General features: G+C 66.0%; 17 protein-coding genes. 8 read left to right on the top strand and 9 right to left on the bottom strand.

Going from position 1 to position 18,139, the window contains the following annotated elements:
* The first annotated feature begins 92 nt into the window (after positions 1–92).
* The gene (gcvA, locus tag Q3Y64_RS10145) at positions 93–1,037 is read left to right on the top strand and encodes a transcriptional regulator GcvA (protein ID WP_303561515.1); all 945 of its coding nucleotides are present in this window, start codon (positions 93–95) and stop codon (positions 1,035–1,037) included.
* Between the two features lie 175 nt (positions 1,038–1,212).
* On the opposite strand, the gene Q3Y64_RS10140 is transcribed toward gcvA, so the two are convergent.
* From Q3Y64_RS10140 to ybaL, 3 genes are all read right to left on the bottom strand, one after another.
* Positions 1,213–1,716 carry a DUF6622 family protein gene (locus Q3Y64_RS10140; RefSeq protein ID WP_303561513.1) on the bottom strand — a complete coding sequence of 168 codons (504 nt, stop codon included), beginning with the start codon at positions 1,714–1,716 and terminating at the stop codon, positions 1,213–1,215.
* Positions 1,717–1,841: 125 nt separating this feature from the next.
* Positions 1,842–2,261 (bottom strand): helix-turn-helix domain-containing protein, encoded by a 420-nt coding sequence (locus Q3Y64_RS10135; protein ID WP_303561511.1) that lies wholly within the window; start codon positions 2,259–2,261, stop codon positions 1,842–1,844.
* A gap of 226 nt (positions 2,262–2,487) precedes the next feature.
* On the bottom strand, positions 2,488–4,176 hold the full coding sequence (gene ybaL / locus Q3Y64_RS10130; protein WP_101940553.1) for a YbaL family putative K(+) efflux transporter: 1,689 nt from the start codon (positions 4,174–4,176) through the stop codon (positions 2,488–2,490).
* Between the two features lie 83 nt (positions 4,177–4,259).
* Between ybaL and Q3Y64_RS10125 the strand changes: the two genes are divergently transcribed.
* The 4 genes from Q3Y64_RS10125 to Q3Y64_RS10110 all read left to right on the top strand — a co-directional run bounded on the left by Q3Y64_RS10125 (position 4,260) and on the right by Q3Y64_RS10110 (position 6,845).
* Positions 4,260–4,556, top strand: a complete 297-nt coding sequence (locus Q3Y64_RS10125; RefSeq protein ID WP_303561507.1) for a helix-turn-helix transcriptional regulator — start codon at positions 4,260–4,262, stop codon at positions 4,554–4,556.
* A 111-nt stretch (positions 4,557–4,667) separates the two neighbouring features.
* The gene (gene arsB / locus Q3Y64_RS10120; RefSeq protein ID WP_303561505.1) at positions 4,668–5,693 is read left to right on the top strand and encodes an ACR3 family arsenite efflux transporter; all 1,026 of its coding nucleotides are present in this window, start codon (positions 4,668–4,670) and stop codon (positions 5,691–5,693) included.
* Positions 5,694–5,810: 117 nt separating this feature from the next.
* Positions 5,811–6,230, top strand: coding sequence for an arsenate reductase (glutaredoxin) (gene arsC, locus Q3Y64_RS10115; protein WP_303561503.1), 420 nt, complete (start codon positions 5,811–5,813; stop codon positions 6,228–6,230).
* Between the two features lie 51 nt (positions 6,231–6,281).
* Entirely contained in the window at positions 6,282–6,845 is a 564-nt protein-coding gene (locus Q3Y64_RS10110) for a sigma-70 family RNA polymerase sigma factor (protein WP_303561501.1), read from the top strand.
* Positions 6,846–6,872: 27 nt separating this feature from the next.
* Here Q3Y64_RS10110 and Q3Y64_RS10105 read toward each other — a convergent pair whose 3' ends face one another.
* The 3 genes from Q3Y64_RS10105 to Q3Y64_RS10095 are packed head-to-tail and all read right to left on the bottom strand — an operon-like array spanning position 6,873 to position 12,649.
* A complete protein-coding gene (locus Q3Y64_RS10105; RefSeq protein ID WP_303561499.1) occupies positions 6,873–8,339 on the bottom strand; it encodes an efflux transporter outer membrane subunit in 1,467 nt (488 codons plus the stop codon).
* Positions 8,336–11,470, bottom strand: a complete 3,135-nt coding sequence (locus Q3Y64_RS10100) for an efflux RND transporter permease subunit (RefSeq protein WP_303561497.1) — start codon at positions 11,468–11,470, stop codon at positions 8,336–8,338. The genes Q3Y64_RS10105 and Q3Y64_RS10100 overlap by 4 nt, the downstream gene beginning before the upstream one ends.
* 12 nt (positions 11,471–11,482) lie before the next feature.
* Positions 11,483–12,649 (bottom strand): efflux RND transporter periplasmic adaptor subunit, encoded by a 1,167-nt coding sequence (locus Q3Y64_RS10095; RefSeq protein ID WP_303561495.1) that lies wholly within the window; start codon positions 12,647–12,649, stop codon positions 11,483–11,485.
* A 152-nt stretch (positions 12,650–12,801) separates the two neighbouring features.
* On the opposite strand from Q3Y64_RS10095, the gene Q3Y64_RS10090 reads away from it, so the two are divergent.
* Together Q3Y64_RS10090 and Q3Y64_RS10085 are read left to right on the top strand one after the other, a co-directional pair.
* A complete protein-coding gene (locus Q3Y64_RS10090; RefSeq protein ID WP_216821616.1) occupies positions 12,802–14,196 on the top strand; it encodes an ATP-binding protein in 1,395 nt (464 codons plus the stop codon).
* On the top strand, positions 14,193–14,906 hold the full coding sequence (locus Q3Y64_RS10085; protein WP_303561491.1) for a winged helix-turn-helix domain-containing protein: 714 nt from the start codon (positions 14,193–14,195) through the stop codon (positions 14,904–14,906). The genes Q3Y64_RS10090 and Q3Y64_RS10085 overlap by 4 nt, the downstream gene beginning before the upstream one ends.
* On the opposite strand, the gene Q3Y64_RS10080 is transcribed toward Q3Y64_RS10085, so the two are convergent.
* The 3 genes from Q3Y64_RS10080 to Q3Y64_RS10070 form a co-directional block, all read right to left on the bottom strand.
* Positions 14,893–15,759: an NAD(P)-dependent oxidoreductase gene (locus tag Q3Y64_RS10080; RefSeq protein WP_303561489.1), complete on the bottom strand. Its 867-nt coding sequence runs from the start codon at positions 15,757–15,759 to the stop codon at positions 14,893–14,895. The genes Q3Y64_RS10085 and Q3Y64_RS10080 overlap by 14 nt on opposite strands.
* A gap of 2 nt (positions 15,760–15,761) precedes the next feature.
* A complete protein-coding gene (locus tag Q3Y64_RS10075) occupies positions 15,762–16,274 on the bottom strand; it encodes a polyketide cyclase (RefSeq protein ID WP_101940545.1) in 513 nt (170 codons plus the stop codon).
* 144 nt (positions 16,275–16,418) lie between these two features.
* A complete protein-coding gene (locus Q3Y64_RS10070; protein WP_101940544.1) occupies positions 16,419–17,288 on the bottom strand; it encodes a LysR family transcriptional regulator in 870 nt (289 codons plus the stop codon).
* 100 nt (positions 17,289–17,388) lie between these two features.
* On the opposite strand from Q3Y64_RS10070, the gene Q3Y64_RS10065 reads away from it, so the two are divergent.
* A complete protein-coding gene (locus Q3Y64_RS10065; protein WP_303561485.1) occupies positions 17,389–18,090 on the top strand; it encodes a type 1 glutamine amidotransferase domain-containing protein in 702 nt (233 codons plus the stop codon).
* Positions 18,091–18,139 lie beyond the last annotated feature (49 nt).

The following is an 18,139-nucleotide window of genomic DNA, read 5'->3' as shown; positions in this document are numbered from 1 at the left end:
CGGACAATGTGTTGCACATGCGCTGATTGTGGAGAGCTGGAGCGCGCCCCACAAACGACATTATCTCCACCACTCATGAGCTGAACTCACACATGGACAAGCCCGCCCGACTCCCACCGCTGGGCATGCTGCGAGTGTTCGAGGCCGCCGCCCGCCTTGGCAGCTTCTCTGCGGCAGCCAGCGAACTCTCCGTGACCCACAGTGCCGTGAGCCACCAGATCCGCGCCCTCGAAGAACAGCTGGGGTTTGCGGTCTTCCTGCGCGAGGGTCGTGGTGTGCAACTCACACCACTGGGGCAGGAGCTGGCCCGCCAGGTTAATGAATCCCTCTGCGGCATCGGACGCACACTGGCCTTGTTGCGCCAGCGCGCCAATCCACGCCGCCTCACCGTCACCACCATGCCGTCGTTTGCCTCGCGCTGGCTGGGGCCGCGCATCGGCAGCTTTCTGGATCAGGAGCCGGACATCGAGTTCAACGTAATCAGCACCGCCTCGGTACTGGATTTCGCACGTGATGGCGTGGATGTCGCGATCCGTTTCGGCTTTGGCGACTACCCCGGTCAGCAATCCGAATTTCTCATGGGCGACGAGATGCTGGTGGTCGCCAGCCCCGCCCTGCTGGCAGGCCGCCGCCTGAACCATCCGGAAGCGCTGCGCGACTGGCACCTGCTGCGCTCGGACGGCGAATTCTGGCGCGGCTGGTTCGAACGCGCCGGGCTGGACTGGCCCGAGCCCCAGGGTGGTCTCTACATCAATGATTCGGCGCTAGTGCTACAGGCCGCCCTGGATGGCCGCGGCATCGCCCTGAGCCGGCGCAGCCTGTGTCAGCTGGAACTCGATGCCGGCCGCCTGCAGCAGGTATTCCCGCTGACCCTGCCGAACAGCCGCGCTTACTGGTTCGTGACGCCGGAAGGGCCGGACATCTCTCCGCTGACCCGGCGCTTCCACGCCTGGATATTCGCCGAAGCGGCGCGTTGCCCGCCCATTTCGGACAGCCCACCGGTCGATGACGCCGAGCTGGATCGCTGCGTGCATTAGCCCCACTCAGGGCTGCGGAGGCCTGCTGTTGCGGCGGCGGATGACGGCCCCCAGCGCAGCCGCCGCGCCAGCCACCCGCAGCGCGAAACCGAGGGCGAAAAGTGTCGTGGCCATGCGTCAGGGCGCGTTGATTTCGAGCACTAGAATAGCCTGGCCGAGGGAGCTCACAGGCTTGCTACGGAAGTCTGGCCTGATCCTTTGCCGCTTTCAGCACCCGCAGCGTACGCGTCAGGAACAGACCGCTTAACAGACCGTAGCCAAGACTCACACAGACCACGAACGTCGACTCAGTCGCAAGCGGAAGTTGCCTTGCCACGACCACCGCAACGGCAAACTTCATCACAAAGATCGCCATCATCAAAACCAGTGGCAGCCAACTGCCAGGCACGCTGAACTCCCGGGTCTGCTCAGACCAGGTAACAGCGCCCGGAGATGCAAAACGCAGGCCCACCACGCTGCTCGCAGCGGCGCTGATCGTCCAGCACACGAGCGCAGCCCATGCCAGGCCGAAATCCGCGACAAGCCCGTACAAGGACAGACCGGCCATGACAAGGGGAAGGGTCGAGACGCGAACGCGACCGAGCCGCCTGTCCTTGCTTTGCGCCAGCCCCGCTGCGAGCAGAAGCGCGAAAAGCAGATAGACCCAGAGTGGTGTGTGTTTGAGAATCTCGATCAGCAAACAAGCCTCCTTGCCGCACGGCAGGCAGCGCTTCACCGGAACGTCGGGGAAAGGCTCGCCCAGCCTGCCGGATCAGGCGCGCTTCAACGCCAGGGATGGCGCCGACAGAATGACCGGAAGCCGGCTCAGATTTCGCGCGGCGCCACGAAGTGCCGCTTGAACCAGCGCAGGCCCAGCACCAGCACGGCGCCCAGCAGCACCCAGCGCGACCAGGTCAGGCTGGCATGGCGATACAGGTCGACACCCACCACACCGGTCAGCACCAGTGCCAGACGCAGCAACTGGTACTGGGCCCGGCTCAGCTGCCAGCGTGTCGGCTCCTGAACCGGCGCCGGAGCCGAAGCCTCCTGCGCCGTCAGCAGCGCCAACTCCACGCCGAAAGCGCCCGCCAGCGCCAGGCGCGTTTCGGCCGAGGCCTTGCCTTCCGCCTCCACCCGCTGGATGGTGCGCAGACTCAGCCCGGCTGCTGCCGCCAGATGCTCCTGCGACCAGGCGCGCGCTTCACGTAGTTTGCGAATCTGCTGTCCATTCATGATCAGGTCCATGTTCTTGCCCTCCGGCTGAAAGATGAGGGCAGTATCGGCATCAAACGCGGATGGCACCCCGCCAGAATGCCGCCAGTCTCACGTCAGCATAGCGCCAGAGCGTGCCAAGACTGTTCACGATCTGTAGCGAGAGACCGTCAGCGGGGGCAAGGCCGAGTAAGCACGGAGCATGCTCCGTGCTGCCGCAGCCGGTTTGCTGCGCAACGCAAAGATCGGGGACAGTCTCTCAGGCATGCCCGAAACGCCCCAGCACATGCTGGCTGACCGCCTGGGCCATCTCGTCCTCGGCCGAGAACACCCGCTCGATCCGCTCCTGTGTGAGGAGGGCTGCGGCATCTGCGCTATCGGCGAGTACGGCGCATTCAATGCCCGGATTGAGCTCGCGCGCGCAGCTCACAGCCTGACGCGCCAGCACCGCATCCGGCACGGTCACCAACAACATGCCGGCTTTGGCCACATGTGCCTGTACCAGCGCCAGCGGATCGGCCGCATCGCCCCACACGGCGGCGATGCCCGCTTCGCGCAGGCGCGCCACCCGCTCCCGCTGCTGCTCCACCACCACATAGGGCACGCCCTGGGCGGCAAGCGCTTCAGCCACCCTGCGGCCCAAGCCGCCGTAGCCGAGCAGAACCACCTGACCGGAGAGAAATTCGGGCCGCGTCTCCTGCGGCAGGCCGGCCAGCGGGTCTGCCCCAGCTTCGAGGCTGCGCGCCAGCGCCGAACGTTCGCGCAACCAGCCCAGCAGCGGCCGTACGCTGCGGAAGAGCAAGGGATTCAGGGCAATCGAGATCAGCGCGCCAGCCAGGATCAGGCTCTGTCCTTCAGCCGGCAAGAGCCCCAACTGCATGCCAAGGCCGGCGAGGATGAAGGAGAACTCACCGATCTGCGCCAGCGCCGCCGACACGGTCAGCGCCGTGTTGAGCGGATAGCGGAAGGCCAGCACTAGCATCGCGGCGGCCAGCGACTTGCCGAACACGATGATCGCTACCACCGCCAGCACCTGCAGTGGCTGACGGATCAGCACCATCGGGTCGAAGAGCATACCCACCGACACAAAGAACAGCACCGCGAATGCCTCGCGCAGCGGCAGCGATTCCTCAGCTGCACGATGGCTGAATTCGGATTCACGCATCACCATGCCGGCGAAAAAGGCCCCCAGCGCGAAGGACACGCCGAAGAGCTGGGAAGCAAAGTAGGCGATGCTGATCGCCGCCACCAGCACCCCCAGTGTGAACAGCTCGCGCGAGCCACTCGCCGCCACCCACCACAGCACGCGTGGCAGCAGCTTGCGGCCGGCCAGCAGCATCAGCGCGATGAAGGCGCCGATCTGCAGCAGGGTCTTGCCCAGCACCGGCCACAGCTCGCTGAAGGACACGGCGCCGCCGCCTGCCAGCACTCCGGCCAGAGGCGGCAAGAGCACCAGCACCAGCACCATCGCAAGGTCTTCCACCACCAGCCAGCCGACCGCGATGCGGCCATTCATCGAATCCAGCACGCCCGCCTCTTCCAGCGCCCGCAACAACACCACCGTGCTCGCCACCGACAGGGCCAGGCCGAAGATCAACGCTGCCCCCGGCGCCCAACCCCAGCTCAGACCCAAGGCTGCGCCAAGCGCTGTGGCCACCGCAATTTGCAGCACCGCCCCCGGCAGCGCGATGCGTTTCACCGCCAGCAGATCATCCAGCGAAAAATGCAGGCCGACGCCGAACATCAGCAACATCACGCCGATTTCGGCCAGTTGTGCGGCAATCTGGCCATCGGCCACCAGGCCCGGCGTGAAAGGGCCGATCACCACCCCGGCAAGCAGATAACCAAGCAGCGCCGGCAAACGCAGGCGCATCGCCAGCAGGCCCAGCAGCAGGGCCAGACCGAAGCCGGCCGCCAGCGTGGTGATCAGGGGGTAGTCATGGTGCATCCGGCAATCCTCGCGTTATTCATGTCTTATGAATGAGTGAGTGGGCTTTACTGCCTTTGGTTCATTTCCATACAATTGGAAATATGGAAACCAATCAAGCCGTCAGTCAGTTAGCTGCCCTCGCTCAGGAGCACCGCCTGGCCATCTTCCGCCTGCTCGTGCAGCAGGGGCAAGACGGCCTTGCGGTCAGCCGCATCGCCGAAGCCCTGGGCCTCGCCAACGCCACCCTGTCCTTCCACCTCAAGACGCTGGCACAAGCCGGCCTGATCAAGGCGCGGCAAGACGGTCGCTTCATCCACTACTCAGCGAATTTCGCCGGCATGAACAACCTGATCGGTTTCCTCAGCGAAAACTGCTGCGGGGGCCAAAAATGCTGTTGAACACCGCCCACAACCAACGTCAAGCCTGTGTAGATGCAACTTAAGTCGCACTCCGAGCACGCCGGCGGACTGAAGTCCGCCCTACGCCCCTCCACTCACGACTTCCGAAAAATGAATCTCTTCGAACGCTATCTCACCCTCTGGGTCTTCCTCTGCATCCTCGCTGGCGTGTTGCTCGGCCAGGCTTTCCCCGCTGCCGTGCAAGCCGTCGGCGGCATGGAAATCGCCCAGGTCAACCTGCCGGTGGGCCTGCTGATCTGGGTAATGATCATCCCGATGCTGCTCAAGGTGGATTTCGGTGCCCTGCATCAGGTGCGCCAGCATGTGCGCGGCATCGGCGTGACGCTGTTCGTAAACTGGCTGGTAAAGCCCTTCTCGATGGCCTTCCTCGGCTGGCTCTTCATCCGCAATGTGTTCGCGCCGCTGCTGCCCGCTGATCAGCTCGACAGCTACATCGCCGGCCTGATCCTGCTGGCTGCCGCGCCCTGCACCGCGATGGTCTTCGTGTGGAGCCGGCTCACCAACGGCGAGCCGCTGTTCACTCTGAGCCAGGTCGCCTTGAATGACACGATCATGGTCTTCGCCTTTGCCCCGCTGGTGGGCCTGCTGCTCGGCGTAGCGAGCATCTCGGTGCCGTGGGACACGCTTTTCACCTCAGTCGTGCTCTACATCGTGATCCCGGTGATCCTCGCCCAGCTGATCCGCCGCGCGCTGCTGGCGAAGGGTCAGGCCGCCTTCGACGCAGCGCTGGAAAAAATCGGCCCCTGGTCGATCAGCGCGCTCCTCGCCACGCTGGTGCTGCTGTTCGCTTTCCAGGGACGCGCGATCATCGAGCAACCGCTGGTGATCGCACTGCTCGCCGTGCCGATCCTGATTCAGGTCTTCTTCAATTCGGCGCTGGCCTATTGGCTCAACCGCAAGCTCGGCGAAAAGCACAATGTGGCCTGCCCCTCGGCCCTGATCGGCGCGAGCAACTTCTTCGAGCTGGCGGTAGCCGCCGCGATCAGCCTCTACGGCTTCGAATCCGGCGCCGCGCTGGCCACCGTGGTCGGCGTGCTGATCGAAGTGCCGGTGATGTTGCTCGTGGTACGCATCGTGAATGCCAGCAAGGGCTGGTACGAACAAGAACAAACCTGAGTTTTCCGCAGATGCGGCCGCAGGTGCGACTTCAGTCGCACACCCTTCGTGGATGGCGGGTTAAAACCCGCCCTACACCCATTCGCGGCTGAAGCCGCTCCTACGCCTCCCGAGACCATGACAACGATCTATCACAACCCCGCCTGCGGCACCTCGCGCAACACCCTCGCCATGATCCGCAATGCCGGCATCGAACCCACCGTGATCGAGTACCTGCAAACCCCGCCGGATCGCGCCACCCTCGTCAAGCTCATCGCGGATGCCGGCCTCACGGTGCGCGCCGCCCTGCGCGACAAGTGCGAGCCCTACGAAACACTGGGCCTCAAGGAAGACCGCTTCAGCGACGAAGCGCTGCTGGATTTCATCGTTCAGCACCCTATTCTGCTCAACCGCCCCTTCGTCGTTACCGAGCAAGGCACCCGCCTGTGCCGACCCTCCGAAGTGGTGCTGGACATCCTGCCCGCCGCCCAGCAAGGCGCCTTCAGCAAGGAAGACGGCGAAGCGGTGGTCGATGCGGACGGTCAGCGCCTCAAGTAAAGCTGCGCTGGCTCAGGGACGCTGGCGCCGCCCTCGACTACGCTCAGTAGCATGAACGAGAGCGCTGCCGTCCCCTGTCTGCTCACCGCCTGGCATGCCCATGAACATGCGCTGCGCGGCTGGCTGGTTCATCAGCTGCACGACAAGGCACTGGCCGAGGATCTGCTGCAGGACGTGTTCCTCAAGGCCCTGCGCCAGGGCCAGCACTTCTGCACGCTGGAGAACCCGCGTGCCTGGCTCTTCGCGGTGGCACGCAACACCCTCAGCGACCAGCTGCGCCGCCAGCACGACAGCATCGAGCTGCCGGACGATCTGCAACTCGAGCATGACGAGCCAGCGGCCGTCGACAGCCTCGCCCAGTGCCTGCCGCGCGTACTTGGCGAACTCTCACCGGCCGACCGTGACGCCATCACCTGTTGCGACATCGAGGGCATGAGTCAGGCCGACTACGCCGCCCGCCTCGGCATCAGCCTGCCCGGGGCCAAATCACGCGTGCAGCGCGCCCGCCAGCGCCTCAGGAGGCAACTCGCCAGCGCCTGCAAAGTACAGCTGGATGAAGCCGGCAAGGTCTGCTGCTTCACGCCGCGCCCACCGCTGGAGGGCCGCCACCGCTGAAGCCGAGCCCAAAAGAGGGTTCGTGACTCAACCCGCCGCGCCCCCGCTCTCCGCGCTGCCTCCACCGAGCACCTTGAACAGGGTGATGCGGTTGCTCTGCTCGGCCAGACGCAGGCTGATCAGGCTCTGCTGCGCGGTGAACAGCGCGCGCTGGGCCACCAGCACATCGAGGTAGCTGCCGCTGCCTTGGCGATAGAGTTCGGTGGCGAAATCCAGGGCCTGCTGGCTGGCGGCCACGTACTCGCGCTGCGCGTCGAGCTGCTCAGCAACATGGCTGCGCACCGTGAGTGCATCGGCCACTTCGGCAAAAGCGGTCTGGATGGCTTTTTCATAGCTGGCAATATCGGCCGCCTGCTGGGCCTTGCGAGCATCGAGGGTGGCGCGGTTGGCACCGGCATCAAAGATCGGCAGGCTGATCGCGGGCGCAAAGCTCCAGGCGCCGCTCCCCGAGCTGAACAGATCACCCAGCGCACGGCTGCTGCTGCCCCCAGCGGCGGTCAGCGAGATGCTCGGGAAGAAGGCCGCGCGGGCCGCGCCGATGTTGGCGTTGTCGGCCCGCAGGGTGTGCTCGGCGGCCAGCACATCCGGCCGGCGCAGCAGCACTTCCGAGGAGAGTTCGGCCGGCACGCTGAGCAGTTGCGCGGCACGCTCGGCCTCCTCGCCCGTTCCGGCCGGCGGCAGCAGCTCTTCACCAAGACGGGTGCCGACCAGGAGCTCCAGTGCGGTGCGATCCTGGCCAACACTGCTGGCATAGCTGGCCACGCTGGCGCGGGCGGCTTCGCGACTGGCGCGGGCCGAGGCGAGGTTGGGGCCGGATTCACCGCCAAGAGCCTTGGCCTGCTGCATCAGGCTCAGGCTCCGCTCGCGGGACGCCAGGGTGGCTTGCGCGAGGGCCAGCTGCTGCTGGTCCGCGGCAAGCGTCAGCCAGGCCGTGGCAACTTCTGCAACCAGGCTCAGGCGGGTGGCGCGGCGGGTTTCCTCGAGCCCCAGATAGGTCTGCAAGGCCGCTTCGCTGAGGTTCTGGACGCGCCCGAAGAGGTCCAGCTCGAAGCTGCTGATGCCCAGCTGGGCCTTGAAGCTGGAGCTCGTGGCAGCCTGGCCGGAGCTGCTGGCGGTTTTCGAGGTGTGCTCGCGGCTCGCGCTGGCCGTGCCATTGAGGCTCGGCAGCTGGTCGGCACGCTGCACACGGTAGGTAGCGCGGGCCTTGTCGACATTCGCCAGGGCCACGCGCAGGTCGCGGTTCTGCTCCAGGGCGAGACGGATCACGGCGCGCAGACGGGCGTCGACGATCACCGCCTGCCAGTCACTATCGACCACCTCACTGGCCGTCAGCGCGGCGCTGCCGCTGACGGCTGCGCCGCCCAGGCTGGCCGGCACCGGAGCCGCAGGGCGCTCGTATTGCGGCGCGAGATTGACGCAGGCCGCAAGGCTCAGGCCGAGGAGCAGGGGGAGCACGCGCGGGGCGTGGTTCAGCAGGGGTTTCAGGGCACTCACGATGCAATCTCCGCAGGGGCGGTGGCCGGGGCGCGGCGCTTGAAGATACTGCGCACCAGCACATAGAAGAGGGGGATGAAGAACACGCCGAGCAGGGTGGCCGAGACCATCCCGCCAAGCACACCGACGCCGATGGCACGGCGGCTTGCCGAGCCGGCACCGGTGGACAGGGCCAGCGGCAGCACGCCGAACATGAAGGCCAGCGAGGTCATGATGATCGGGCGCAGGCGCAGGCGCAGCGCTTCGAGGGTGGCGTCAAGCAGGCGCAGGCCCTGCTCCTCGAGGGTCTTGGCGAACTCGACGATGAGGATCGCGTTCTTCGCCGAGAGGCCCACGGTGGTCAGCAGGCCGACCTGGAAATAGACATCGTTGTGCTGCCCGGCGAGCCAGCTCGCAAACACCGCACCGAGCACGCCCAACGGCACCACCAGCACCACCGAGAAGGGCACCGACCAGCTCTCGTAGAGGGCGGCCAGGCACAGGAACACAAACAGGATCGAAACCGCGTAGAGCAGCGGCGCCTGCTGGCCGGAGAGGCGTTCCTGATAGGACGCACCGGTCCATTCGTAGCCGATGCCGCGCGGCAGCTGGGCCACGATACGCTCGACCTCGGCCATCGCGGTGCCGGAGCTTACGCCCCGGGCGGGATCGCCAACCAGCTCGAAGGACGACAGGCCGTTGTAGCGCGTGAGCTGCGGCGAGCCGTAGCTCCAGTGCGCGGCAGAGAAGGCCGAGAAGGGCACCATGTCGTCATTGGCATTGCGCACGAACCAGTTCTGCACGCTGTCCGGGCTCATTCGGAAAGCTGCGTCGGCCTGGATGTAGACCTTCTTGATGCGTCCGTCGTAGATGAAGTCATTCACATACTTGCCGCCCATGGCATAGGACAGGGTGCTGTTCACATCACCCGCTGAGAGGCGCTGGGCCACAGCCTTGGCATCATCGATGTCCACCTGCAGCTGCGGCGTGTCATCGAGGTTGTTGCTGCGCGTCTGGGCCAGCAGCTTGCTCTGCCGGGCCAGGCGCAGGAACTGGTCGCGGGCGGCCGTCAGCGCCTCGTGGCCGAGGCCGCCAAGATCCTGCAGCTGCACGTCGAAGCCGGAGTTGGAACCGAGGCCGCGCACGGCCGGCGGCTGCAGCATGAAGACTGTGGCATCCTGCATCTCGGTGCCGAGTTCCTGCGAATAACGGCGCACCAGGCTGGCGGCGTCCTGCCCCTTGGCCGTGCGCTCGCTCCAGTCCTTGAGCATGATGAAGGCGCGCGCCGAGGCCTGGTCGCCATCGATGCCGGTCACCGTCATGTAGGCCTTCACTTCGGATTGCTGCGAGAGGTAATGCTCGAAGCTCGTCAGCGATTTCATCAGGCGCTCGTTGGTAGAGCCGGCCGGCAGCTTGATCTGGGCCATCAGGGTGCCCTGATCTTCATCGGGCAAAAAGGAAGTCGGCAAGACCTTGAACAGCAGCGCCGTCAGCGCCACCAGCAGCAGATAGGCCAGCACGCCCAGGCCACGCCGGCCGAGCAAACCCGCCACCCCTGTACGGCAGCCCTCGCTGCCCTGCAGGAAGCCCTTGTTGAAGCCGCCGAAGAAACGCCCCAGCCAACCTTTGTGGCTGACATGGCCGCCCTGCGGGATGGCCTCCAGCAACGTGGCGCACAAGGCCGGTGTAAGCGTCAGTGCAACCACGACAGACAAGACCATGGCCGACACGATGGTGATCGTGAATTGACGGTAGATCACGCCGGTGGAGCCACCAAAAAATGCCATCGGGATGAACACCGCCGAGAGCACCAGCGAGATGCCGATCAGTGCGCCGGTGATCTGGCCCATCGATTTCTGGGTGGCCTCGCGCGGCGAGAGCCCCTCCTCGCTCATGATCCGCTCGACGTTTTCGACCACCACGATGGCGTCATCCACGAGCAGGCCGATGGCCAGCACCAGGCCGAACATGGTGAGGGTGTTGATCGAGTAGCCGAAGGCCGCCAGCACCCCGAAGGTGCCCAGCAGCACTACCGGCACGGCCACCGCCGGAATCAGCGTGGCGCGCAGGTTCTGCATGAACAGGTACATGATCAGTACCACCAGCGCGAGCGCTTCGAGCAGGGTCTTGACCACTTCCTCGATCGAGATCCTCACGAAGGGCGTGGTGTCATAGGCCACCACGGCCTGCATCTTGTCCGGAAAGAAGGGCTGCAACTCGGCAATCTTGGCCTTCACGGCAGCGGCGACCTTCAGCGCGTTGGCACCGGAGGACAGGGTGATGCCAAGACCGGCAGAGGGGTGGCCGTTGTAACGCGTGCTCACGGTATAGCTCTCGCGGCCGAGCTCGATGCGGGCCACATCGGACAGGCGCACCACAGCGCCGTCGGCGGCGGACTTGATGATGACCCGGGCAAACTGATCCACCGACTTGAGCTTGCTGCGCGCCGTGATCGTGGCGTTCAGGCTCTGGCCTTCGGCCGCCGGCAGCGCGCCAACCTGGCCGGCCGACACTTCGGTGTTCTGCGCGCTCAGGGCACTGCTGATGTCGGAAGGCATCAGGGCGTACTTCTGCATCTTGGCCGGATCCAGCCAGATCCGCATGGCATAGCCAGAGCCAAGCGCCTGGGCCTCGCCCACGCCGTCGATGCGGCTCAGGGTGTCCTTCAGGCTGGTAGCGATGTAGTTGGCGATATCGGTGGAGGTCACGGCCGGATCCTCCGAGATCAGGTTCAGCACCAGCATGAAATCCGAACTGGACTTGGTAACCGTCAAGCCCTGATCCTGCACCGCGTCGGGCAGCTGCGATTCAGCCTGCTGAAGCTTGTTCTGCACCTGCATCTGGGCCACATCCGGATCGGTGCCGGCCTCGAAGCTCAGCTCGACGCGGGCACTGCCGTCGGACTGGCTCTTGGAGGAGATGTAGGTGAGGTGATCGAGGCCGGTCATCTGCTGCTCGATGACCTGGGTCACCGAGTTCTCGATGGTTTCGGCCGAAGCGCCGGGATAGGTGGTCTTGATCGAGATGCGGGTAGGCGAGATGTCCGGATACTGCTCAAGAGAGAGCTGGCTGATCGCGCCAGCGCCGGCCAGCATGATGACAATCGCAATGACCCAAGCAAAGATCGGGCGGTCGATGAAGAAACGTGACATGGATCGGCCTCCTCAGCGCTTGCTGGCCACGGTGGCCGCAGGCGTGACCGGCTTGACCAGCTCGCCGACACTGACCTTCTTGCTGCCTTCGACAATCACCTGCTCGCCCGGCTGCAGCCCGCCAGTCACCAGCCAGCGGTTGCCCACCGCACGCCCCAGCGTGACTTTACGCGTAGCAACACGACCATCGCGGTCCACCACCAGCGTGCTGGCCTCGCCGGAGGCCTTGCGGCTCACCGCTTCCTGAGGCACCAGCAGGGCCTGCTCCAGCTTGCCGGCTTCCACCACCGCCCGCACATACATGCCGGGCAGCAGCACACCGTCCGGATTGGGCACCAGGGCGCGCAGGGTCACCATGCCGGTGCTCTCGTCCACGCTGACCCCGTCGAACTGCAGGCGGCCGCTCTGGGCGTAGGTACTGCCGTCTTCCAGCAACAGCTTCACCGCCACCTCCTGGCCACGCGTGCGCGGGCTGGCCGCCTTGAGTTCCTGGCGCAAGCGCAGCAGCTCGGCGCTCGATTGCTTGACGTCCACCACCACCGGATCGAGCTGACGCACCGTGGTCAGCGCCGTGGTCTGGCCTGCGGTGAGCAGCGCGCCAGGCGTGACCGCGGAGAGATCGACGCGGCCGCTGATCGGTGAGGTGATACGGGTGTGCTCAAGATTGATGCGCGCCGTGTCCAGTGCCGCCTTGGCTACGTCCACCGCGGCCTGGTTCTCTTCCACAGCAGCCTGGCTATCGTCCGCCACCTGCTGGCTGATCGCCTCGATGCGTGCCAGGCCTTCATTGCGCTTGGCCGTCACGGCTGAAGCCTTGAGGGTGGCCTCGGCCTTGGCCAGCGTTGCCTTGGCACTGGCATACGCCGCCTCGTAACTGGAGGCCTCGATCTGGTAGAGCACCTGGCCCGCCTTCACGGATTCGCCTTCGGTGAACAAACGTTGGGCCAGGATGCCACCCACCTGCGGGCGGATCTCGGCGCTGACCCGGGCCGCTACGCGCCCCGCGAGTTCGGTGCTGACCGTAGTGTCAGCAGCGGCCACGGTGAACACGCCCACCTGCGGCGGCGTGGCAGCGGCCGAGGCGGCTTGCGAGCCAGCACCGTCGCAGGCGGCCAGCACGCTGCAGGCCAGGAGGCCCAGGAAGAGGCCCGGGCGAGTGGGGAAGGAAATCTTGTACATGGCGCAATCCGGCTTTGTTCAGGGATGGCACCGAGCTTGCGCGGCAATTGTGGAGCGATATTGAAGATGCGAAAAAACCGCCCGATGTGGCCGCCGCGCTTGCCAGAATGCCAGCCAGGCGCTCCAATTCAGGCATGAACCGGCTAGCGCGCATGTCCATCTCGACCCGACTCTTCATCGCCGTGCTGGCTGTGGCCGCTGCGGCGGTCGTTGCCGCGGGCTTTGCCTCGCACCGCAGCTTCAGCCACGGCTTCCTCGGCTATCTGAACAAGCTTGCCATCGAGCGCATCGACAGCGCCCTGCCGCGCCTCGAAGCGGCTTACGCCGAACACGGCAGCTGGGAGTTCCTGCGCGAGCAGCCGCGCAACTGGATCCGCCTGATGATCAGGAATGCGGACGACGATCTGCACGCCGAACACGAGGCACCACCGATCTCGGATCTGACCGGCGCCTTCCTGCGCGTCACCCTGCTCGATGCCGAGCGCCTCTTCGTGATCGGCTACCCCGGCCAGATTGATGACGACCGCATCGAGCGGCCGATCCGGGTGAACGGCCAGATCGTCGGCTGGCTCTCGCTGGCGCGCTTCCAGAGCGTCACCGAAGTCGGCGCGCAGCGCTTCGAGCGCGCCCAGCAGCGTGCCACCTGGCTCATTGTGGCGGCCGCCATCCTGCTCGCCGCCGCAATTGCCTGGTGGGTGGCACGCGCCGTACTCCTGCCGATCCGCCGGGTGGCCCGGGCCACCCACGAACTGGCGGGCGGCAACTATGCCCGCCGCGTGCCCGAGATCGGCGAGGACGAAGTCGGCCAGCTCTCGCGCGACTTCAATCACCTCGCCCTCACGCTGGAGCGCAACGAAACCCTCAGGCGCGAATTCATGGCCGACATCGCCCATGAGCTACGCACCCCGCTGGGCATCCTGCACGGCGAGCTGGAAGCCATCGAGGACGGCATCCGCCCCTTCAGCCGCGAAGCCCTGCACTCGCTGCAGAGCGAAGTCGGCCAGCTCAACAAGCTGGTCACCGACCTCAACGATCTGGCCCTCACCGATGTCGCCGCCCTTGCCTATCGCAAGGAAAACATCGATCTCGCCGCCTGCGTGGCCGAAGTGACCGAGCGCTGTGCGCCACGTCTGGCCCAGCACGCATTGCAGCTGCAGTGCGCGCTGCCAACGCAGCCGGTGATGGTCTTCGCCGACCCGGCCCGCCTGCGCCAGCTGCTCCACAACCTGCTCGAAAACAGCTGCCGCTACACCGATTCCGGTGGGCAGCTGCAATGGCGCCTCGACACCACTGGCCACCCAGCCGAAGCCATCTTGCGCTGTGAGGATTCGGCACCGGGGGTGGCCGTGGAACTGTTGCCGCGCCTGTTCGACCGCTTCTACCGTGTCGAAGGCTCACGCAACCGCGCCAGTGGCGGTGCCGGCCTCGGCCTGGCGATCTGCCGCAACATCGTGCAGGCCCACGACGGCCAGATCGAAGCGACCGCCTCCAGCCTCGGTGGCCTGGCCATCACGATCCGGCTGCCGTTGGCGCGGAGTGGCGCATGAACGCGCCCCGGCCGGCCAACATCCTGGTCGTCGAGGACGAACCGAAAATGGCTGGCCTGCTGCTGGACTACCTGCGCGCCGAAGGCCACCACCCGCGCCATCTGGCCGAAGGCTCCGGGGTGGAGGCGGTGGTGCGCGCCAGCCCGCCGGACCTGATCCTGCTCGACCTGATGCTGCCGGGGCTCGACGGCCTCGCCGTCTGCCGCGCCCTGCGCGCCTTCTGCGCGGTGCCGATCATCATGCTCACGGCCCGCAGCGAAGAAGCGGACCGCCTCGCCGGCCTGGATGGCGGTGCCGACGACTACATCGGCAAGACGCCCTTCAGCCCACGCGAAGTGATGGCCCGCGTGCGCGCCCAGCTGCGCCGGGCTCAGGGCCGGGTTACCGCCCTGCCCAGCACGCCACAGCTGCGCATCGACGACGGCGCCTGGCAGGCCAGCCTCGATGGGCAGCTGCTGGATCTCACCCCGGCCGAGTTCCGCCTGCTACGGGTGCTGGCCGCAGCACCGGGGCAGGTCTTCAGTCGCGAGCAACTGCTCGATCAGCTCCACGATGATCACCGCGCGGTGACCGACCGCACCGTGGACAGCCACATCAAGAACCTGCGCCGAAAGCTCGGTACGGCCTGCGGCAGCGACCCGATCCACTCCATCTACGGCGTCGGCTACCGCTTCCAGTGGCCGGAGCAGAAGCCCGCTACGCCGGGCTGAACAAGTTGGCAACTGCCGTCATGTTCTGGCCCCCGAGGCCCTGCCCGATGCCACGCTGAAACACCCCACGGGCCGCAGCAAACGTCGGGGCGGCCTCTTCAGCGCCGACAGCAGCCAGCAGATAGGCAAAGTCCTTCTCGATCAGCTCGACCGGGAACTGTGGCCGGAAATCCTGTTGCAACATGCTGCCCGCCAGCACCTGCGCCACCGGTGACCATACCGGCGTGGCGGCGACCGCCTGCAGAACCTGGGCCGCGTCAACGCCACTGCGCTGCAGCCAGCCGATCAGCTCAGCCAGTGCGGTGACCTGGATGCCCAGCAAGGCGTTGGTCGCCAGCTTCGCCATGCAACCGGCACCGAGCGGACCAACATGCCGGATGGCCGCGCCCATGGCACCCAGAACGGCTTCGGCCCGGCCTAAAACAGCCGCCTCGCCCCCCGCCAGATAAACCAGCTTGCCGGCCTCGGCCGCCGGGCGTGATCCCGAAACAGGGGCGTCAAGCAGGGCTATGCCGCGCAGCTGAGCCGCCTCGCCCAAAGCGCGGACGCCTTCCAGCGACAGGGTGGAACTCTCGATCGCCACAGCGCCGGTCGCCATCGTGCTGAACGCACCCGACTCCGGATCGCACCACACGGCGCGGGAGGCCTCATCGCCGCGCAACATGGCAATCACGAAATCAGCCTCGACAGCCGCCTCGGCCGGACTGGCAGCGAGCCGCGCACCTGCCTGGACCAGTGCTTCGGCGGCCTGCGGGCTGCGATTCCACACCGTCAGTGCATGACCGGCCTTGAGCAGATTAGCGGCCATGCGGCTGCCCATGGCGCCCAGACCCAGAAAAGCGATGCGTGCCATGTTCAGCCCTTCGCCTTCAGCGCTGCCGCCACCATGCCCTTGAGCCATTGATCGTGGCCATTGATCATCGGGTTCGGCTCGGCCGCAGCAAGCGCCTTGGCCGGTTCGCCGCACTGGGTCTCCTGGGTCAGGATACGCACCCGGCCACCGGCGAGGTCTTCGAGCAGCCAGGCGTGATGCACATCGAGGCGATCTTCCTGCGTGCTGCCCGCCCAGCCATGCCAGGCCACGCGTGCCGGCTCGCCGGCCTTGGGCGCAACGTGTTCCACCACCTGCGCCTCGACCGGGAAACCGAAGGTCTCGAAATAGAAGCGGACACCGTCTTCCAACTCGGGGCCCTTGCCATCGTAGAAGCGCACATTGGCCGAATTGGCGTAGTAGCTGGGCCAGCGCGCGGGGGTGTTCAGGAAGGGCCAGACCTCGGCCACGCTGAGGCCGGCCACGATCATTTCATTGGAGGCGAAGTTGTCGGTGAAGCCGGGGACATAGCCTTGCGGCCAGAAGATCTCGTTCATGCGGGATTCCTTGTGTGAGGGAACCTGGCACCCGGTCGGGTAGCAGGCCGTGTTCACATCATGCGAATCCGCGAGATATCAATCAAATCGAAAAAAAGCATTCAACACATAAGCTGGATAGATATCTGGCTTTGCCTGCCGCCCTCAAGCCTCCCGCATCGCGACGCGCAACTGCTCCAGCACGAAGCTGGCCCGCGCCGACAGGGGCCATTCGGCGCGCTGCACCAGCCACAGCGGATAGGCTTCGCCGCTCAGGGCCACGCTGATCGCCGCCGGCTGGGCATAGGCCTGGCGAGCATGGCGCGGGATCACCGTGAAGCCGAAGCCCTGCGCCACCGCGTCGAGGATCAGGCTGACCTGATTGATGTAGCCATGACGCGGCAGGCTGCGCACCCCCGGATTGGCCGGGAAGGCCCGGCTGAGCAGCCGGGTGGCCATCGCCGGGCCATCCGGATGCTCGATGAAGCCGAGGCGCACGAGGTCTTCCCACTGCTCGACCGCCACTCCGGCCGGCACGACCAGCTCCAGCACCTCTGCGGCAAATTCGCTGGCAGCAAAACGCGGGTCATCCGGGCGCAGGGTCACCACGCCGAAGTCGTACTGCTTCTCCAGCAGGGCCGCGAGGATCTCGGTATCGGGTGCGAAGCGATGACGGATCACCAGCCCGGGATGCGCCGCCTGCAGCACCAACAACGGGCCGTGCAGGGCCAGGCCAACACTGCCCGGGGTTGTCAGGCCCACCTCGCCGCTGAAGGCCTCGGCGTCGGCGAGACGCACCTGCAGACGCCGGCCGGCCTGCTCAACATCCCTGCAGTAGTCGAGGAAGGCCAGGCCAGCCGGCGTGAGTTCCAGTGCGCGCGGGCGGCGCAGCAGCAAGGACCCGAGCTGCATCTCGAGCTGGCGCACATGCTGGCTCACCGCTGCCTGAGTGAGGCCCAGGTGCTCGGCAGCACGGGTGAAGCTGCCGCTCTCGGCGATGGCCAGAAAGGTGTGGATCCACTGCGGGCTGAACACAATGAACTCTTATGGATTCAATAAGGATCTATCAGTTTATCTAAAGTCCGCAGGCTCGTAGGCTGAAGGGGTTAAACAAACCTGCCTTCAGGAGATCCGCATGAGCCCCGTTTTCAAGATCCTCGTGATCCTCACCTCTCACGCCACGGCCGGCACCAGCGGCCAATCCACCGGCCTGTGGCTGGAGGAATTCACCACCCCTTACTACGCCTTCGTCGATGCCGGCGCGCAGGTCGAAGTGGCCTCCATCGCTGGCGGCCAGGTACCGGTCGACCCACACTCCATCGAAGCCGTCGGCAAAAATCCGGCCAGCGTCGAGCGCTACCTGCAGGATGAAGCGCTGCGCACGCGCCTCGCCACCTCGATAAAAATCGATGGCCTCGCCGCCGCCGACTATGACGCGGTCTTCATGCCCGGCGGCCACGGCACGATGTGGGATCTGCCCACGAGCGACACACTGGCACGCCTGGTGAGCACGGCCTGGGGCGAGGGCAAGATCGTGGCAGCGGTTTGCCACGGCCCGGCCGGGCTCGTGAACGCAAAGGACGAAAAGGGCCAGCCGTTGGTGGCCGGGCGCCGTGTGGCCGCCTTCAGCAATACCGAGGAAGTCGCTGCCGGCATGGACAAGAGCGTGCCCTTCGCACTCGAAACACGCATCCGCGCCCTCGGCGCTCACTATGAGAGCGGCCCGGACTTCCAGCCCTTCGCCGTACGCGACGGCCGCCTTGTCACCGGTCAGAACCCGGCCTCCTCCGCCAAGGTCGCCGAGCTGGTGCTGCAGGCGCTGCGCGAGGCCAAGTAAGCCATTATCCGCGTGATAACCAGGCCCCGGCGGATGCCGGGGCTTTCCC

Source organism: Uliginosibacterium sp. 31-12 (genome assembly GCF_030548425.1).
Taxonomy (GTDB): domain Bacteria; phylum Pseudomonadota; class Gammaproteobacteria; order Burkholderiales; family Rhodocyclaceae; genus Uliginosibacterium; species Uliginosibacterium aquaticum.
The sequence above is the reverse complement of the archived record's forward strand: the minus strand, read 5'-3'. Positions and strand labels throughout refer to the sequence as shown.